The 16,787-nt window shown below is 66.8% G+C and carries 13 protein-coding genes and 2 pseudogenes; 12 read left to right on the forward strand and 3 right to left on the reverse strand.

The window, feature by feature from the left end; translation table 11 throughout:
• The first annotated feature begins 24 nt into the window (after positions 1–24).
• The 4 genes and pseudogenes from ACLIVD_RS21805 (at position 25) to ACLIVD_RS21820 (ending at position 4,358) form a co-directional block, all read left to right on the forward strand.
• Positions 25–951: a beta-keto acid cleavage family enzyme gene (locus tag ACLIVD_RS21805; RefSeq protein WP_491930642.1), complete on the forward strand. Its 927-nt coding sequence runs from the start codon at positions 25–27 to the stop codon at positions 949–951.
• A gap of 43 nt (positions 952–994) precedes the next feature.
• Positions 995–2,218: a glycerate kinase gene (locus tag ACLIVD_RS21810; RefSeq protein WP_491930643.1), complete on the forward strand. Its 1,224-nt coding sequence runs from the start codon at positions 995–997 to the stop codon at positions 2,216–2,218.
• 21 nt (positions 2,219–2,239) lie between these two features.
• Positions 2,240–3,786: pseudogene (gene pyk, locus ACLIVD_RS21815) on the forward strand (pyruvate kinase).
• Positions 3,783–4,358: a gamma carbonic anhydrase family protein gene (locus ACLIVD_RS21820; RefSeq protein ID WP_491930644.1), complete on the forward strand. Its 576-nt coding sequence runs from the start codon at positions 3,783–3,785 to the stop codon at positions 4,356–4,358. The pseudogene pyk and the gene ACLIVD_RS21820 overlap by 4 nt, the downstream one beginning before the upstream one ends.
• 183 nt (positions 4,359–4,541) lie before the next feature.
• On the opposite strand, the gene ACLIVD_RS21825 is transcribed toward ACLIVD_RS21820, so the two are convergent.
• A complete protein-coding gene (locus ACLIVD_RS21825; RefSeq protein WP_283351916.1) occupies positions 4,542–5,600 on the reverse strand; it encodes a LacI family DNA-binding transcriptional regulator in 1,059 nt (352 codons plus the stop codon).
• Between the two features lie 250 nt (positions 5,601–5,850).
• Between ACLIVD_RS21825 and ACLIVD_RS21830 the strand changes: the two genes are divergently transcribed.
• The 8 genes and pseudogenes from ACLIVD_RS21830 to ACLIVD_RS21865 all read left to right on the forward strand — a co-directional run bounded on the left by ACLIVD_RS21830 (position 5,851) and on the right by ACLIVD_RS21865 (position 14,096).
• Positions 5,851–6,387 (forward strand): 2,4'-dihydroxyacetophenone dioxygenase family protein, encoded by a 537-nt coding sequence (locus ACLIVD_RS21830; protein ID WP_280780192.1) that lies wholly within the window; start codon positions 5,851–5,853, stop codon positions 6,385–6,387.
• Between the two features lie 131 nt (positions 6,388–6,518).
• Positions 6,519–7,523, forward strand: coding sequence for an alcohol dehydrogenase catalytic domain-containing protein (locus ACLIVD_RS21835; protein ID WP_283334984.1), 1,005 nt, complete (start codon positions 6,519–6,521; stop codon positions 7,521–7,523).
• A 38-nt stretch (positions 7,524–7,561) separates the two neighbouring features.
• Positions 7,562–8,923 carry an MFS transporter gene (locus ACLIVD_RS21840; RefSeq protein ID WP_283351915.1) on the forward strand — a complete coding sequence of 454 codons (1,362 nt, stop codon included), beginning with the start codon at positions 7,562–7,564 and terminating at the stop codon, positions 8,921–8,923.
• Positions 8,924–9,009: 86 nt separating this feature from the next.
• The gene (locus tag ACLIVD_RS21845; protein ID WP_280780189.1) at positions 9,010–9,798 is read left to right on the forward strand and encodes an SDR family oxidoreductase; all 789 of its coding nucleotides are present in this window, start codon (positions 9,010–9,012) and stop codon (positions 9,796–9,798) included.
• 28 nt (positions 9,799–9,826) lie between these two features.
• Positions 9,827–10,675, forward strand: coding sequence for an HpcH/HpaI aldolase/citrate lyase family protein (locus ACLIVD_RS21850; RefSeq protein WP_283351914.1), 849 nt, complete (start codon positions 9,827–9,829; stop codon positions 10,673–10,675).
• A 69-nt stretch (positions 10,676–10,744) separates the two neighbouring features.
• Positions 10,745–11,463 (forward strand): annotated as a pseudogene (locus tag ACLIVD_RS21855) (cyclase family protein).
• Between the two features lie 1,811 nt (positions 11,464–13,274).
• Positions 13,275–13,766, forward strand: coding sequence for an SRPBCC family protein (locus ACLIVD_RS21860; protein ID WP_283351913.1), 492 nt, complete (start codon positions 13,275–13,277; stop codon positions 13,764–13,766).
• Positions 13,767–13,982: 216 nt separating this feature from the next.
• The gene (locus tag ACLIVD_RS21865; RefSeq protein ID WP_280780186.1) at positions 13,983–14,096 is read left to right on the forward strand and encodes a carotenoid oxygenase family protein; all 114 of its coding nucleotides are present in this window, start codon (positions 13,983–13,985) and stop codon (positions 14,094–14,096) included.
• Positions 14,097–14,422: 326 nt separating this feature from the next.
• On the opposite strand, the gene ACLIVD_RS21870 is transcribed toward ACLIVD_RS21865, so the two are convergent.
• Positions 14,423–15,814, reverse strand: coding sequence for a DUF2252 domain-containing protein (locus ACLIVD_RS21870; RefSeq protein ID WP_283351912.1), 1,392 nt, complete (start codon positions 15,812–15,814; stop codon positions 14,423–14,425).
• A 226-nt stretch (positions 15,815–16,040) separates the two neighbouring features.
• On the reverse strand, positions 16,041–16,703 hold the full coding sequence (locus ACLIVD_RS21875) for a TetR/AcrR family transcriptional regulator (protein WP_280780184.1): 663 nt from the start codon (positions 16,701–16,703) through the stop codon (positions 16,041–16,043).
• Positions 16,704–16,787 lie beyond the last annotated feature (84 nt).

A 16,787-nucleotide genomic window follows, 5' to 3' on the forward strand; every position in this document is an offset into this window, starting at 1 on the left:
TCCCTATCCAGGAGCCGAAACATCATGAACGACACAGTCATCATCACCTGTGCGCTGACCGGCGGCATGACCGTCCCCGCCCAGAGCAAGGCCATCCCGATCACCGTCGACCAGATCGTCGAGGAGGGTGTCAAGGCCGCCGAGGCCGGCGCCTCCGTCCTGCACGTGCACGTGCGCGAAGAAACGACCGGACGCCCCGTCGCCGACCTCGATTTGTTCGAACGCGCCCTGTCCGAGCTGCGCAAGCACACCGACGCCGTCCTTCAGCCCACCACGGGCGGTGGCCGCGGGATGACCGTCGAAGAGCGCGCCTCGGTCCTGAAGTTCCGCCCCGAGATGGCCACCTTCAACGCCGGCAGCTTCAACTTCGGCTTGTTCCCTGTCGCCGCCCGTGATTTGCCGTTCGCCGACTGGGAGCGCGAATACCTGGGGGGCACCACCGATTACATCTTCAGGAACACTTTTGCCGACATGACCTACATGGCCGAGCAGATGCGCCAGTCCGATACCCGCCCGGAGATCGAGGTCTACGATGTCGGCCAGATCTACAACCTCGAGCAGTTGGTCAAGGACGGGGTACTCGAGGCGCCGTTCAACCTGCAGTTCGTGCTCGGCGTCCTCGGTGCGAATGCCGCCGAACCCGACCAGCTCATCCACATGCTGCGCACTGCCGAGCGTGTTCTCGGCAAGGATTCGTTCACCTGGTCGGCCGCCGGAGTGGGCTACCGCGGTGAGTTCAACCTTGCCGCAATGTCCTTGATGCTCGGCGGCAACGTTCGAGTCGGTCTCGAGGACAACCTCCGCGTGAGCAAGCGCGAGCAGGCCACCTCCAATGCGCAATTGGTGACGAAGGTGGCGGACCTGGCCGCGATGTTCGACCGCACCCCCGCGACACCGGATGAGGCACGTGCGCATCTGGGTCTCAAGGGTTCGTCCTCAGTGGCGTTCTGATTCCTCAATGTCGCAGGTCTTCTCGAGCACCGAAGGGGAACGGGTGAGTACTCCGTCCGTACTAAGGGCCACCGGCCATGTGGTGGTGGCGCCCGACAAGTTCAAGGGCTCCGCTACGGCAGCGTGCGCCGCAGCCGCCGTCGCGCGCGGGTTGCGTTCCGCCGCACCGAACTTGACGGTGGTCGAGTTCCCGATCGCCGACGGCGGCGAGGGCACGGTCGAGGTGATGATCAGGCAGGGCTACACAGCCGTCACGTGCCCGGTCACTGGGCCACTGCAGCAGACGCTCACCGCAACCTATGCGCTGCGGGGTGATACCGCGGTGATCGAGATGGCCTCAGCGGCGGGCCTGTCCCACCTCGGTCACCATGGGCCGACCCCCACCACCGCACGGACGGCGTCCACCCGCGGTGTCGGGCAGCTGATGGTGGATGCACTCGACCGAGGGGCGCAGCGGATCGTCCTCGGCGTCGGCGGCAGTGCGTCCACCGACGGCGGCGCCGGCGCGCTGAGTGCGCTCGGGGCGCGCATCCTCGATGCCGACGGGGACCCGCTCTACCCGTGCGGCCAGGACCTGGCCGCCGCGGACGTCCTCGACGTCGATTCGCTCGATCCGCGGCTGCGGGACATCGAGGTGATCGTTGCCTGCGACGTCGACAACCCACTCACCGGGCGGCACGGCGCGGCGGCGGTCTACGGGCTGCAAAAGGGTGCCGACCCGCACACCGTGGCCCGACTCGATCACGCACTGGGCCGCTGGGCCGACGTGGTCGAGCAGGCTGTCGGCCGGGATGTTCGGGACCGGCCCGGTGTGGGGGCGGCAGGCGGATTGGCGTTCGCCATGGCCGCGATCCTCGGAGCGCGGCTGACCTCGGGTATCGACCTCCTCCTGGAACTGACCTCGTTCTCCGAGGTGGTGCGGGGGGCGGCGTGCGTCGTCGTGGGAGAGGGATCTCTCGATGGGCAGAGCCTGCGCGGCAAGGGCCCCGTCGGCGTCGCCCGGGCCGCCCGGCAGGTCGGGGTACCAGCGGTAGCCGTGGCGGGCCGTTGCGTCGTCACCGCCGACGACGCCCGCGCCGCCGGCTTGGATGCTGTGTACACCCTCACCGATCTCGAACCCGACGAAAGCCGCTGCATGGCCAATGCGGAAAGCCTTCTGGAGCAGGCCGGTGCGGGCATCGCCCACGGCCGGTGGTCTTCTCGACCGGCCCGCAGACTCGGCACGATCGGCGCCGACGCCGCACCCGCCCCTACCCCCACGCCCTAGCCGCGACTTCCAAGGAGACCAATGGATACCACTCTCGACTCGGCAGTTGCGGAACGCCGCACCACCCCTTACCTCGACGCCACCGCCCTGTCATCACTGCGGCGCGCGAAGATCGTGTGCACGCTCGGGCCCGCCACCGCCACGGACGAGCGCACCCGCACACTCGTCGAAACCGGGATGGACATCGCCCGACTGAACTTCAGCCACGGCGACCACACCGACCACGAAGCCAACTACCGCCGCGTCCGCGCCGCAGCCGACAACACCGGCCGAGCCGTCGGAATCCTCGCGGACCTACAGGGACCGAAGATCCGCCTCGGCCGCTTCGCCGACGGCGGGGCGGTATGGGCGACCGGCGAACAGGTCCGGATCACCGTCGAGGACTGCGCGGGCACCCACCACCGGGTCTCGACCACCTACACCCACCTCGCCCAGGACGCCCGGCCCGGTGACCGACTCCTCGTCGACGACGGCAAGATCGCACTGACCGTCCTCGACATCGACGGCAACGACGTCGTGTGCCGGGTGACCGAGGGCGGCCCGATCAGCAACAACAAGGGCGTCTCCCTCCCCGGAATGGACGTCTCCGTCCCGGCGCTGTCGGACAAGGACATCGACGACCTCGAATTCGCCCTGCGGCTCGGCGTCGACCTGATCGCCCTGTCCTTCGTGCGCGCCCCCACCGACATCGACCGGGTCCACGACGTGATGGACCGGATCGGCCGCCGGGTCCCGGTCATCGCGAAAATCGAGAAACCCGAAGCCGTCGACGACATCGAGGCGATCGTGCGCGCCTTCGACGCCGTCATGGTCGCGCGCGGCGACCTCGGGGTGGAACTCCCCCTCGAACAGGTGCCGCTGGTGCAGAAACGCATCGTGCAGATCGCCCGGGAGAACGCCCGACCGGTGATCGTCGCCACCCAGATGCTCGAATCGATGATCGACAACTCCCGCCCCACCCGGGCCGAGGCGTCGGATGTCGCCAACGCGGTCCTCGACGGCGCCGACGCGGTGATGCTGTCCGGTGAAACCTCCGTCGGCGCCTACCCGACCGAGACGGTCGCGACGATGGCGCGGATCCTCTCCGCCGTCGAACACCAATCCACCACCGTCCCCGCCCTCACCCACACTCCCCGCACCCACGGCGGGGTGATCTCGTTCGCCGCCCGCGACATCGGCGAACGCCTGAACGCCGCAGCGCTGGTGGCGTTCACCCAGTCCGGGGACACCGTGCGACGACTCGCCCGGCTCCACACCCCGCTGCCGCTGCTGGCATTCACCCCGGTACCCCAGGTGCGCAACGAACTCGCCCTCACCTGGGGAACCGAAACCTTCCTCGTCTCGAATCGACCGACGAGATGATCCGCCAGGTCGACACCGCCCTCCTCCGACTGGGCCGCTACCGGCGCGGCGACCTCGTCGTCATCGTCGCCGGCTCACCCCCACACACCGTCGGATCCACCAACCTCATCCACGTCCACCGCATCGGCGAGAACGACTTCACATCCGCCCAGCCTTATCCCGGCACGAATCATCGGCGACTCGACACCGAGGAGCTGCAGCGGTGAGGATTTCCCTGACCCCAGGCGATCAGGACATCGCAGAGGGTGTGTGGATCGCGCCGAACGCCACCGTCGTAGGAACTGTGCGAATCCGGTCGGGGGTGGGTATCTGGTATGGCGCAGTGGCCCGCGGCGATGCGGAGAGGATCGACATCGGTGAGCGGACGAACATCCAAGACGGCTGCGTCCTCCACGCAGATCCCGGGTTCCCGCTCGTCATCGGCAGAGGGGTGTCGGTGGGGCACAACGCGATCCTGCACGGCTGCACGATCGGCGACGACGTCCTGGTCGGAATGGGTGCGACGGTGATGAACGGCGCCCGCGTCGGGGCGGGCACCCTGATCGCCGCCAACGCCCTGATCCCCGAGGGAATGCAGATTCCACCCGGGACGCTCGTCGCCGGCATCCCCGGAAAGGTCCGGCGTGCTCTGACAACACAGGAACTGGCTGCCATACGCACCAACGCGGACCACTACGCGCAGGCTCGTGTACGTCACGCGGCAGCGACAGGCACAGGCACAGGCACAGGCACAGGATCACCGACCTCTGCCTGGCGTCACGGTGCACCTCGAATCTGAGCGATGAGTCCGCCGACGAGGGGGTCCACTCGACGAATCGGCGGGGTGGGGGCGACCGCATCACAGTGAAAGGACTGGCGGGTTCCACCGTGCGCGTCCTCGGGAGATGACAGTCCGCAGGCCTGGGCGGTTCGGTGCGATGCGTGTCTTCCGACGTTCGAATGTTTCTCGGCCGAGCGCGCCCTATACGCGTCGTGCGGTGGTCTCTCGCACCTGAATCCCGTACGGCAGTAGCTCTTTGCGTGCGGGTCCCTTGTCGCCGGCGAGACGTTGAAGAAGCATGCGTGCGGCGCGTTGGCCCATCAGATCCCGCGGCACGGTCACGGTGCTCAACTGGAGGGGGCCGGCGCTGGAAAAGCTCATGTCGTCGAACCCGGTCAGCGCCAGGTCTTCCGGCACGCGCTTGCCGATTTCGCGGGAGACGTCGAGAACGCCGAGCGCGATCATGTCGTTACCGCAGACGACGGCCTCTATCTCAGGGTGTTCGGCGAAGAGTGCTCGGGCGCGCAATGCACCGGCCGGTCGGGTCAACTCCCCCCACACGTCGGGTTCGTTGACCGCGCGCAAACCCGCTTTGGCCAAGGCGTCACGATATCCGTTCATGCGGTTGACCGACACGCTCGAGGTGTCCGGGCCGCCGAGGATGGCGACCTTGCGACGCCCGGTGGCAACCACGTGGGAGGCCATTTCGAAGGAGGCGGAGTAGTCGTCGATGCCGACCCAGTCGGACGGTTCGTCTTCGATCTGCCGGTAGAGCTGCACGACGGGGATGTTCTCGTGGCGGAGCTTGTCGAGGAGTGGTTTGTCGGCGGCGACGAGCGAGGTGAAGATCAGGCCGCTGCAGTTCCGGTCGACCTGCGCGAACGCGACGTCCGATTGCCGCGAACCGTCCACGCCGACGTGGGAGACGAACACCTCGTAGCCTTCTTCGGCGGCGGCGGCGACCACTCCCCCGGCGACCTCGGTGTAGAACGGGTTGGCGATGTCCGCCAGGAGTAACCCGATTGCTTTCGTGGTTCCCGAGCGCAGTTCCCGGGCGATCCTGCTGGGTCGAAACCCCATCTCCTCGGCGATGGCAAGGATCCGCTGGCGGCTCTCGTCGCTGACCCCGGGCGCCCCGCTGAGTGCATAGGAGACCGCGGCAGCAGACACCCCCGCCTTGCGGGCGACATCGCTCATCGTCACTCGCCGGGAGCGGCCACCGTTGGACGTACTGCCTGCGCCGCGGGACGTATCAGTCACGCGTGCCAGCTTACGCGGTTAAGTAATGCTTCCAGGAGGTGACGCCGCGAAGAGTCCTGCACAAGCGGCAGCACTGATTCGTTTAAGTTACCCGTAAATCCGCCAATGACTACTTAAGAACTCCGACGACTGCCCGGCCTTGGCTCATTTATCCAGTTAACGGCCCGCTGAAGCCCTGAAACATCACCGCTTGTGCGTTGGAACACAACGATGTACCGTCACTTATGCGATTAAGCGAAAGGAGAGCATCGTGAGTTCCACCGTTGAGATGAAGAATGAAGAGGCTGTGCCCTACACGGGTCCGAAGCCGTACGGGATGAGTGACGACCTGATCGTTCCGGGTGCACTGGATCTGGACTGTGACGAGCGGCTGTGGGTTCCGCAGTCGCAGGATGTCGAGTTCCGCCCGCTGGTGTTGTCGGCGAGTCAGGGCTATTTCGTGAACATTCTGCGGGTGCGCCGCTCGGGCATCCTGTCCCGCCACCGGCACGCCGGGGCAGTGCACGCGTTCACCCTGCGTGGCCGCTGGCATTACCTCGAGTACGACTGGTGGGCAGAAGAGGGCACCTACGCGTTCGAGCCGCCCGGCGACATCCACACCCTCGAGGTCCCCGAAGACGTGACCGAGATGGCGACCCTGTTCCACGTGAGCGGTGCGTACATCTACGTCGACGTCGACGGCAACACCGTCGGCATCGAGGATGTGTTCAGCAAGATCGAGAAAGCCCGCGCGCACTACGAGAAAATCGGTCTCGGCGCCGACTACGTCGACCGCTTCATCCGCTGACACTGCGGCGGACACCGCCTGACATGGCGCAACCACACCGAGTGCCCTCGGCACTCAGGGGCGGTGTCCGCCGGCATCTCACCCTCTTTCATCCGTCAGCCCGGCAGCGGGCGAAAGTTAGCAGGTTCCCCATGCGAGCTCTGACCAAGAGAAGTGCCACTCCCCACGACGTCCTGGTGCAGGATCTGCCCAAGCCCGAACCGGGCCCGGGACAGGTGCGGGTTCGCACCGAGGCCTGCGGGCTGTGCGGCAGCGACGTGCACGCCTGGCGTCACGACACCGGCTACGAATGGATCCGCCCCCCGGTCGTGCTCGGACACGAGGCGGTCGGATACGTCGAAGCCCTCGGCGAGGGCGCCGACCCGACCTGGCTCGGCAAACGCGTTGTCCCCGTTGCCATCGACGGCTGCGGCGTGTGCGATCTGTGCGAGCGTGGTTTCCGGCAGATCTGCCCCCGGCGCACCGTGCTCGGATTGTCCTTCGACGGCGCGGCCGCCGAATCGTTCGTCGTCCCCGAGGTCCGCCTCGTCGAGGTCGACCGGCATCTGCCGGCGTCGACCCTGGCGCTGACCGAACCACTGTCGGTCGCCTGCCGCGCCGTCGCGCACATCGAGAACGCCGCCGACGGCCCCACCAGGGTGGTGGTGTCCGGGCCCGGACCGATCGGAACAATGGCCGCCCTCGTCCTCGCCCAGCGCGGCCACGACGTCGTGCTCTCCGGGGTCGGCAACGATGAGAACGCGCGATTGCCGCTCGCCCGCGCGCTCGGTCTACGCACCGTGATCGCCGGCCGGGACGAGCTACCGTTCATCCCCACCGCCTGGGTCGACGCCTCCGGTTCGACGGCCGCGCTCGACGCCGCCATCGCCGCGGTCCTGCCCGGCAGCCCCATCTCCGTCGTCGGCCTGTTCGCCCGCACCGGACCGGTCGACTTCAACGCCGTCACCCGCAAGGAGATTCGCCTGCAGGGCAGTTACGGATCGACCAAGGTCGACTACCGGGCCGCAGCCGACGCGATGGCCGCCGACCCGACACCGTGGCCACAACTGGTGACCGAAATTTCCCTCACTGATGCGGCTTCGGCGCTCGAACGCGCCGCGGCCGGCCACGACATGAAGGTCGTGCTCGTCCCATGACCACACCGGACCCCACCCCTGTCCCGAAAGGACACGCCATGTCCACACCCGACATTGCGGCCGAACCCGCTACCCACGCGGCCGGGCGCACCTCGATCGTCAAGGTCGCCTTCGCCAGCATGATCGGCACGGCCGTCGAATGGTATGACTTCTTCCTCTACGGCTCGGCCGCCGCGCTCGTCTTCGGGCCCCTGTTCTTCCCCGACAGCGAACCGGCCACCGCCACCCTGCTCGCCTTCGCCACGTTCGCGGTGGGCTTCTTCGCCCGCCCGCTCGGCGGAATCGTCTTCGGCCACTACGGTGACAAACTCGGACGCAAGAAAATGCTGGTCGTCAGCCTGCTCATGATGGGCGCCGCGACCTTCGCCATCGGCCTGCTGCCGACCTTCGCGAGCATCGGTATGGCCGCACCACTGCTGTTGATCGGCTGCCGACTACTGCAGGGCTTCGCCGTCGGCGGCGAATGGGGCGGAGCGGTCCTGATGGCCGCCGAACACGGCGACAACGACCGCCGCGGCTTCTGGACGTCGTGGACCCAGGCCGGCGTACCCCTCGGGAACCTGCTCTCCGCGGTGGTGCTGTGGGTGCTGGCCATGTTCCAGAGCGACGAAGCCTTCGATTCCTGGGGCTGGCGAATTCCCTTCCTGCTCAGCGCCGTTCTCGTTCTCATCGGGTTGTGGATCCGGCTGAGCATCGAAGAATCCCCGGTCTTCGCCGCCAACAAGAAAGCCCTCGAGAACCACAAGGCCGAGCACGCACCGATCATCGAGGTCCTGCGCAAATACCCCCGCGAGGTCCTCATCGCGATGGGCCTGCGGCTGGTGGAGAACACCTCGTACTACATCTTCACGGTCGTGGTGATGACCTACATGGTCACCTACCTGGATATGCCCAAGAGCGCCGCCATCGCCGGTGTGCTGATCGCCTCCGTCGCGCAGTTCTTCCTCACCCCGATCATCGGCGCCCTGTCCGACCGGGTCGGCCGGCGACCGCTGTACTTCACCGGCGCAGTCGGTGCCGGCATCTGGGGCTTCGTGTTCTTCCCCCTCATCGACACCGGAAACCAAACCGTCATCGCGGCGGCCATCTTCATCGGGCTGATCTTCACCACCCTGATGTACGCGCCGCAGGCGGCGATGTTCTCCGAACTGTTCGGCACCAGCGTCCGCTACAGCGGCGCCTCCCTCGGCTACCAGCTCGCGTCCGTCTTCGCCGGCGGCCTCGCCCCCGTCATCGCGGTCGCACTGCTCGGCACCGTCGAGGAAAAGAACACCATCGCCGTCAGCATCTACCTCGCCGTCCTGGCCGTGATCACCATCATCGCCGTGATCGCCGCCAAGGAAACCGCCCGCACCTCCCTCGAACACGACCGGGTCCTCGACGAGGCCACCCGCACCTGATAGCCGCCGGGCCGGTGTGCGGTGCTCACCCCGCACACCGGCCCGGCCACCAGTCGTCTCCCGATCCGAGTAGAAAGAGCTCTCGCATGAACGCACCTGTCCACACCCCGGTCCTGGACCTGTTCCGCCTGGACGGCAACGCCGCCCTCGTGACCGGGGCCTCGCGCGGCCTGGGCCGTGCACTGGCCATCGCTCTCGCGGAAGCAGGAGCCGACATCGTCGCCGTCGACATCGGCGACCTCGACCAGGTCGCCAAGGAGGTGCGTGCCCGGGGAGTCCGGTGCTCGACCCGCACCGCCGACCTCGGTCACCTGACGCCGGAAACCGCGACAGAGCTGATGTCCTGGGCGGGGACCGAGTTCCCGCATCCGACGATCCTGGTCAACAACGCCGGCATCATCCGCCGTGGGCCGGCGACCGAAACCACGCCCACGGACTGGTCGGCCGTGCTCGACCTCAACCTCACCACCCCATTCCTGCTCAGCCAGGCCTTCGCACGGGCCGCCCTCGACGACAACGCCGCCGCCAGCATCATCAACATCGCCTCGATCAACTCCTTCCAAGGCGGGATGGAGGTCCCGTCCTACGCCGCCTCCAAGCACGGCATCCTCGGACTGACCCGAGCTCTCGCGAACGAGTGGGCCGCACACCGCATCCGAGTCAACGCAATCGCCCCCGGCTATATGGAAACCGAGTTCACCGCCGCGCACCGCGAGGACCCCGCCCGGGCGGAGAACATGCTGCGCCGCATTCCCGCCGGCGTCTGGGGACGGCCGGAGGATCTTGCCGGCGCGGCGGTCTTCCTCGCCTCGGCCGCGTCCTCGTACGTCACCGGCACCGCCCTGTCCGTCGACGGTGGATGGCTGTCCCGATAGAACAACGACGACCCACCGGAGGACCCCCATGGCATCGACACAGCAGAACCATACCGACATCCCCGCCGCCGATGCCCGATCGTGGCTGCTCGTCTCGGCCGCCCACAGCAGACACTTCACCGAGACCAACGCCGGAGCGGCCGACGCCGTCATCTATGACCTCGAAGACGGTGTCGTCCCCTCCGCGAGACCCACGGCACGAGAAGCCCTCCACCTCTGGTTCTCTCGCGGCGGCACCGGCTGGGTCCGCATCAACCCGGCCGAAAGCGAGGACTGGAGCCGCGACCTCGACGCACTCGAGGCAACACCCGGGCTCTTGGGTGTGATGCTCGCCAAATGCGAGTCGGCAGAACACGTCACCGAGACCGCCGCCCGATTGCCCGCCCGGACCCCCGTTATGGCACTCGTCGAATCGGCACTGGGCATCGAACGCGCCTACGACATCGCCTCCGCACAGCCGACTTTCCGGATCGCCTTCGGCAGCAATGACTTCCGCCGTGACACCGGGGCCGCCGACCTCGCGCCGGCCCTGTCCTATGCCCGGGGACGGCTGGTGGTGGCAAGCCGGGCAGCGGGTCTGCCCGGCCCCATCGACGGCCCCACCCTCACCACCGCAGAGGATCCGCTCACCGACGCCCTCACCGTGACCCGCACCATGGGCATGTCAGGCAAGCTGTGCATGCACCCCGGACAAGCCCCCGTCATCAACCGCGCACTGAGCCCCACCGACACCGACATCGACTGGGCCCGCCAGATCATCGACCGACTCGGCGTCGACGGTGCGCGCATCGAAAACGGCAGTGACCTGCCGAAACTCGCCCGAGCTCGGACGATCAGCCGCCTCGCCACCGTCTTCGCACCCGCACCAATGGCCTAGCCGCAGAGCGAGCACCAGTTGTCGCCGAATGCCGACCGATTCTCTCCCCGCTTCCAAGGTGTCACCATCATGTCCGACACAGGACGCACGACGAGGGTTCCGACCACCACCGAGTTGCTCGAGGACCAGCCAAAGAACTGGGGCAAATGGGGGTCCGACGACGAGGTGTGCGCACTGAACTACCTCGGCTCCCGCGAAGCGCTCGTCGGCGTCGCCGAAGTCAGGCAGGGAAAGACGTTCACGTTGCAGGTGCAGATCGGCAACCCCAAGGGGGATCCCACCTTCCTCGGCCCTCGCGGACCGGCGCGACGGGTCAACATCATGGACCGTGGTGTATCTCGGCGGTGCCGGTCGCCCAGCAAGGCGTCGAGATCCGCAAGCGTGACATCCTGGTGGTCCACACCGGATGGCTCGAATACTTCTACAACACCCCGCGCGAGGAGTTCTACGACAACTTCAACGAGCCGGGTCTGACGTACTCACCCGAGCTGGTCGCGTGGTTCAACGACCTGGAAATCCCGAATCTCGTCACCGACACGATCGCCAACGAAGTCACCCACGACCCGGTCTCCGGCGTCTGGCTGACGCTGCACAACGCACTGATGCGCAACCTCGGAATCACCTTCGCCGAGATCATCGCCCTGCACGAACTGGCCCAGGACTGCAACGGCGACGGCCAGTACTCGTTCCTCTACACCGCAGCACCATTGAAGGTTGTCGAAGGAACCGGCGCCCCGGTCAATCCGATCGTCATCAGGAAGCCGTCCACCCGATGGAGGAATCACTGACTCGCGCGTGGGCAGGACCCACCATCGGGCGACCTCTGTAGGTTCCAGCCGAATTTGTCAGCTGAGTGCGGCGGGATTTCAACATCATTCAGTGGAGGATCCTCTCGCTGCCGCGTCGAGCGAGCAGGCCGAGGGTGTTGTTGATGCTGGTCTACGGCATCCCCAGCGACCGGGCGTTCGACGTTCGCGTTTGGCGCTCCCCGCAGACCAAATACCCGGCTCCGCGTCTGACTCCGGCGCGAGTCTGCGCACCCAGTTCGATCACCTGCTGCTCACCGTCCATAAAGGAGCCGACGCCCGGTGTAGGCGGCGGTCGCGGGCGGTGTTCTCACCCCGTGGACCCGGGACCGGAACATCCGAGCACTCCGTCATCGGGCACCGTGTCGGGTCAGCCGCCAACCGCGTTGGGCGGCTGCGTAACCGGCGAACGCGCCGAGGCACGCACTGACAATCAGGCCGGCAACCAGGAACGGCATGGGATCAACCGATTCCATGTGCAAGGCGCTAGACCCGACGTACCCCGTGGTGAAGCGCACCGGGTGCGACAACCACCGGGCAAACAGACTGGTACACACCAGGCCCGCGCCGAGCCCGAATGCCGTTCCGATCAGTATCAGTGTTCACACAAGATCAACTTCGCGATCACCGGCTGTGCTGTTATCGAGCGGCCCCGGCGCCGTTCGTCACGGCCATTTCGGCCCTCACCTGCACGAAATCCACGGTCGAGGCACTGGGACGGGATTTTGCCGAGCAAAAGTGTGCTCACCTGGCCTTTTGGTCGAGACGCTGGAAAGGTTTTTTCAGCAGTCACTCCACTCACTCCACTCCCCCGGCACTGCGCCCACCAGAACCATCTGCAGCAACCACCCGTTCGCCTGGAGTGCGCGAACGTGCCCGCAGCAAGCGGAATCAGGTGTGATCAGTAGCCCCTCGTACGCGTGATTACCGGCGAGTCAGTTCATGGAGCTACCAAGCCCCACATCACCGCTCGCCATAGGTGAACACCCCTCCATCCATATCCATCCATCCACGTGTTATCGGCCGGTTGGTAGTCCCCGCATCCAGTCGCGGATGTCTTCCATGACCTTGCGGGGACGCGGCACCATCGAGTGCACCCGTATTTCCCGGCAGTGGGGATGGTCGAACGCTTAGGGACGGCAAAGCGTCTTCCCGTAGCCGCACCACTACACACCCGGCCGCGAGCAGATCCCGGCTCTTTCGCTGATCGACGAGCACCTTCGCCTCCGCTGTCAGTGTCGATAGTTCACTGCACGGACTCCTGAGGAGTCGGCCGCTTGTGCAGACGTCTTCGGAAACAGCGTGGCTGGAGTCATCTGCGCGATGCGCCCACCCGCTTACGGTGGGGTCGTGCCCCGGAGTCCGTCCACTGCTTCCCCGAGACGGGGCGCCGCGTCCCGCGCAGGGTGAGGCGCCCCCACCCGGTTTACGGCAGGTGACAGTCACTCTCGCGTAGGCCCACGGCTTCGGCCGGTCGGAGTGCGGCGTGGTACATGACCGCGTAGAACGCCACGAGCCGCCGCCCGCGCTTCCGATGCCAGGAACCGACGTACGACACGGCGGTGAGCAACTGTGCCGCCCCAGGGCCCCCACTTCGTGGTGGACAACCGCTTCGGCGAGCCGCACGTCGCCGTGTGCGACGCCGGCCGCAGCGCGCCCTCGCCCTCCGCTGACAGGGCGACACCCGCCGCGACCACGCGCACCGGGGGATCGTTGAACATGCCGTGACCTCATAATATGAAGCGAGGCTGCTAGCGTGGGCCTCTTTACTCGGGACCCAGGAGCGCTCCGCCATGAAGAACACCGTCTCGATCGAGATCGCCCTGCCGCGGGAGACAGTGGCACAGCTGCTCGCCGACTCGGCACACCTGCCGAGGTGGCTGCGGGGTCTGGTGCTGCACGAGCCGCTGAGTGGGGTGCACGGGCAGGTCGGTACCACATCGCGGGTCGTGATGCAGATGGGGAAGCAGAAGATCGAGTGCACCGAGACCATCACGCGTCGGGAACCGGCAGACCTGCGCGGGATTCCGAAGGGGAGCGTCGTTCACTTCGACCGCGAGATCGTCGGCGTGGGCATGTGGAGCGCCGTGCGCGACCGGCTGACCGAAGCCGGTCCGGGGATGACGCTCTGGGTGAGCGAGAGCGAATACCGGTTCAGCGGCTTGCTGATGCGGTTGGTGGGGCTCCTGATGCCCGGCGCCTTCCGCAAGCAGTCGCAACAGCACATGCAGGACTTCAAGGCGTTCGCCGAGCAGGGAAAGGACGTCCGCGAAGCGAAGGACTGATCTACGATCAGCGCTCGTCTCCCGAAGAGTGGGGAGAAGCCGGACGTGACGGCCGGCCGACCACTGTCGGGAACGTGCTCGGGGCGGGTGGAGCGGAAAGGATCGATGTCGGAGCCTGTGTAGCGAAGCCGAGCGGCCAGCGAACCGAACTGCCTTCACTATCGTGGGCGGGCTCGTGCAGGCCGACCGGCTGCTGCCGAGCACCGCTCCGCCCTGGTGGTTCTCGACGCCCGCGACCCCTCCCGCGCACCCATCGCCGTCGCCAGGTTGGACCGGCACTTCTTCCCCGGATTCCACGGCAGCTTCACCAGTCGAGTGACAGCCTCATGATTTGGATACAAGCGCGCGTGCGTTCTCTCGGTACGAGATTCCAACCCGTCATGGAAACGAGTGCCCCGATTGCGGCTCCGAAAAGAGGCCACCAACGACCAGTCCAATCATGATCGGTAAACCGAGACCATGTCGATCCGTATCGAATGGAACTCGTTCGGCTGGTAGCCGGCCGTGCAGATCGTGAACGGCTTGGAGGGCGTACCACCACAAGACGGCAGCAGTACCACCACAAGACGGCAGCACCTACGAGTCCGCACCAAGCCGAAACGGGCGGGCGACCAGAGGGTGGCCGCAGCGAAGCCGGACGACAAATACGCACCGATTCACGTCGGCGGCTCACACGGCAACTTCCCCCGCTTCACCGCGTCGACCAAAGTCGCGTGGTCGCGTTCGGTCTGATCCGCGTAGGCGTGCGCGAAGCGGCTCAGTGCGACGTCGAGCGTGTCCGACTTCCCGACGTAGCCGCCGATCATCGACGCACCACTGGTCCGCGCGTGGCCCTTCGCGAGCAGGCGCCCGCAGATGCCGGCGTAGTCGGTCAGCGCTGCCGCGCTGAGGTGGTCGATCGGGACCGCGCCCTTCATGTTCCGGAACTGCCGCACGTAGTACTGCCGACCCTCCACCGTGGTCCAGCCGAGCAACGGATCGCTGACGGTCTGCAGGGCCTGCTGGTACTCGACCACGCGCCGGCCCTGGTGGTCGTGCCAGGCGGACTCGCCGTGTACGAAGCGAGCCACGACGGATCGACGTGCCTGCTTGAGCTGCAGGAACACCACGTCGTCGGCACTGCTCCCTTCGCACAGCACGACGTAGGCACGCAGTCCGACGCTGCCCACGCCGACCACTTTGTGCGCGACGTCGACGACGGTGTAGCCACTGAGCAGTCGTGCCCAGTGGCTGGGCAGCGTGGTGACGTATTCGTCGAGCCCGGCGGCGATTTGCTCAGCCTCCGCCTCGGGCACCCGGGTGATCAGCGGCGGCTCCTCCACGATGCGCCGGCCGGTTTCGTCCTGCTCGGTGAATCGGGGCAGCGCCCGGTCGCTGACGCGGCGCCGAGCCCGCTCCGCGGCGCGGGTGATCTCGTGGCGCAGCGACTCGTCCGACGCCGTCGTCTGCAGCCGGTCGAGGTCGAGTCGCTCGAACGAGCGCGCCAGCAATGGTTGTTCCGCGAGCCAGCGCACATGCTCGCGATAGGTGGCGACGCAGGACTGCACTGCACTCTCGCACTGCCCCTCGGTCGCCGAGTTCTGCCGGCCCGCCACCCAGATGCTCGCAGTCAAGCGGCGCAGGTCCCATTCCCAGCCGCCGGGATGCGCCTCGTCGAAGTCGTTCAGATCCAGCACCAGGTCGCGCTCCGGCGAGGCGTAGAACCCGAAGTTGCCCAGATGCGCGTCCCCGCAGATCACCGGCTGGATTCCGGTCGCCGGCAGCCCGGCGAGGTCCTGGGCCATCACGATCGCGGTGCCGCGCAGAAAACCGTACGGCGAGGCCGCCATCCGCCCCACCCTGACCGGTATGAGCGATTCCACCCGACCCTGGTGCGACACACCGATCTGATCCACCACATCGGGGCGATCGTCCGGTGCGCGCCACTCGCCGAGCGCGGACCGCGGTGTCTGCTTGCGCAGGCGTTTGCCGAGCGCGTACCGCTCCGCCCTCGGCGTGGCCCGGCGGCGCAACGACGCGAACGACTGCCCGTCGATGGTCGGCAACACGATGTGCGCGTCCGCGGTTACTGCGCGCCGACGTGGAGGATCGGGCCGACCACCACGGCGTGCAGCTTGTCCGGGTTGGCCACGTTGCGCATCAGACAACTCGATCACCGTCTCTTCGCTGTGAGCATTAAGGATGCGTGCAGCATATCGACGGGCCCCTCGCCGGGATCGGCCCAACCCCATTGTGGGACGGGTCCGGTGCGAGCATCGTGACGACGCGGACACGCTATGTGGCGGTTGCGCCTTGGGGTTGATCGTCGGTGTCGGGTAAGGGGCGTCGGCAGATTTCGTGGGCTTCGTCGGCCGAGATGCCGAACATGCGCAACAGATCCTCGGTGATTTGGTCGGTGTCCTCCGCGTCGTCACGTTCGGGGTGGTCGTGCAGCAGTTGACCCAGGCAGAGTGCGGCCCCTGCTGTGATCGTCAGGGCCAGTTCGGGATCGCGCACGCTGAACCGGCCCGCACGGGCTGCTGCCTCGATGTCGCGGCGGGCTCTCGGCGCGAGGCCTTTGTCCGAGTTGACCAGACTTGGCCCGTCGCGGAGCAGAACTTTGCTCAGTTCGGGATTTCTGCGATGCAGTCGTCCGGTCAGACGAAAGCTCTGCGCAAAGATCTGGGCAGGGTCGTCCAGATCTGCGGTCAGTTCGTCGAGCACCGCGCCGTGGCGGTCGAGGGCCTCCTCCACTGCCGCGTGGAAGAGCTCCTCCTTGGTCTGAAAGTGGTTGTAGAACGACCCCATTCCGACATCTGCGGCCTGGGTGATCTCGAGAATCGGGGCGGTCAGTTTCCCTGCCGCCATGAAAGACTGGGCTGCGCGTACGAGTGCGGCGCGGGTACGCGCCTTGCGCCGTTCCAGGCGGTTCGGTGCATCGGCGATCTGCTCGGTCATGCCTGCGTGCCCTTCTCCTGATCCGTCCGACCTTGCCCTACACTACCCGCGCGTCATCAATATTGACGAATTCCTCAAACTCGG

It is taken from the genome of Rhodococcus sp. G6(2025) (assembly GCF_058628105.1).

Coding starts and splice junctions, on each gene's coding strand:
- ACLIVD_RS21875 (WP_280780184.1), bottom strand. CDS start 16,703: ATGACCGAGCAGATCGCCGATGCACCGAACCGCCTGGAACGGCGCAAG.
- ACLIVD_RS21845 (WP_280780189.1), top strand. CDS start 9,010: ATGAACGCACCTGTCCACACCCCGGTCCTGGACCTGTTCCGCCTGGAC.
- ACLIVD_RS21840 (WP_283351915.1), top strand. CDS start 7,562: ATGTCCACACCCGACATTGCGGCCGAACCCGCTACCCACGCGGCCGGG.
- ACLIVD_RS21835 (WP_283334984.1), top strand. CDS start 6,519: ATGCGAGCTCTGACCAAGAGAAGTGCCACTCCCCACGACGTCCTGGTG.
- ACLIVD_RS21860 (WP_283351913.1), top strand. CDS start 13,275: ATGAAGAACACCGTCTCGATCGAGATCGCCCTGCCGCGGGAGACAGTG.
- ACLIVD_RS21805 (WP_491930642.1), top strand. CDS start 25: ATGAACGACACAGTCATCATCACCTGTGCGCTGACCGGCGGCATGACC.
- ACLIVD_RS21850 (WP_283351914.1), top strand. CDS start 9,827: ATGGCATCGACACAGCAGAACCATACCGACATCCCCGCCGCCGATGCC.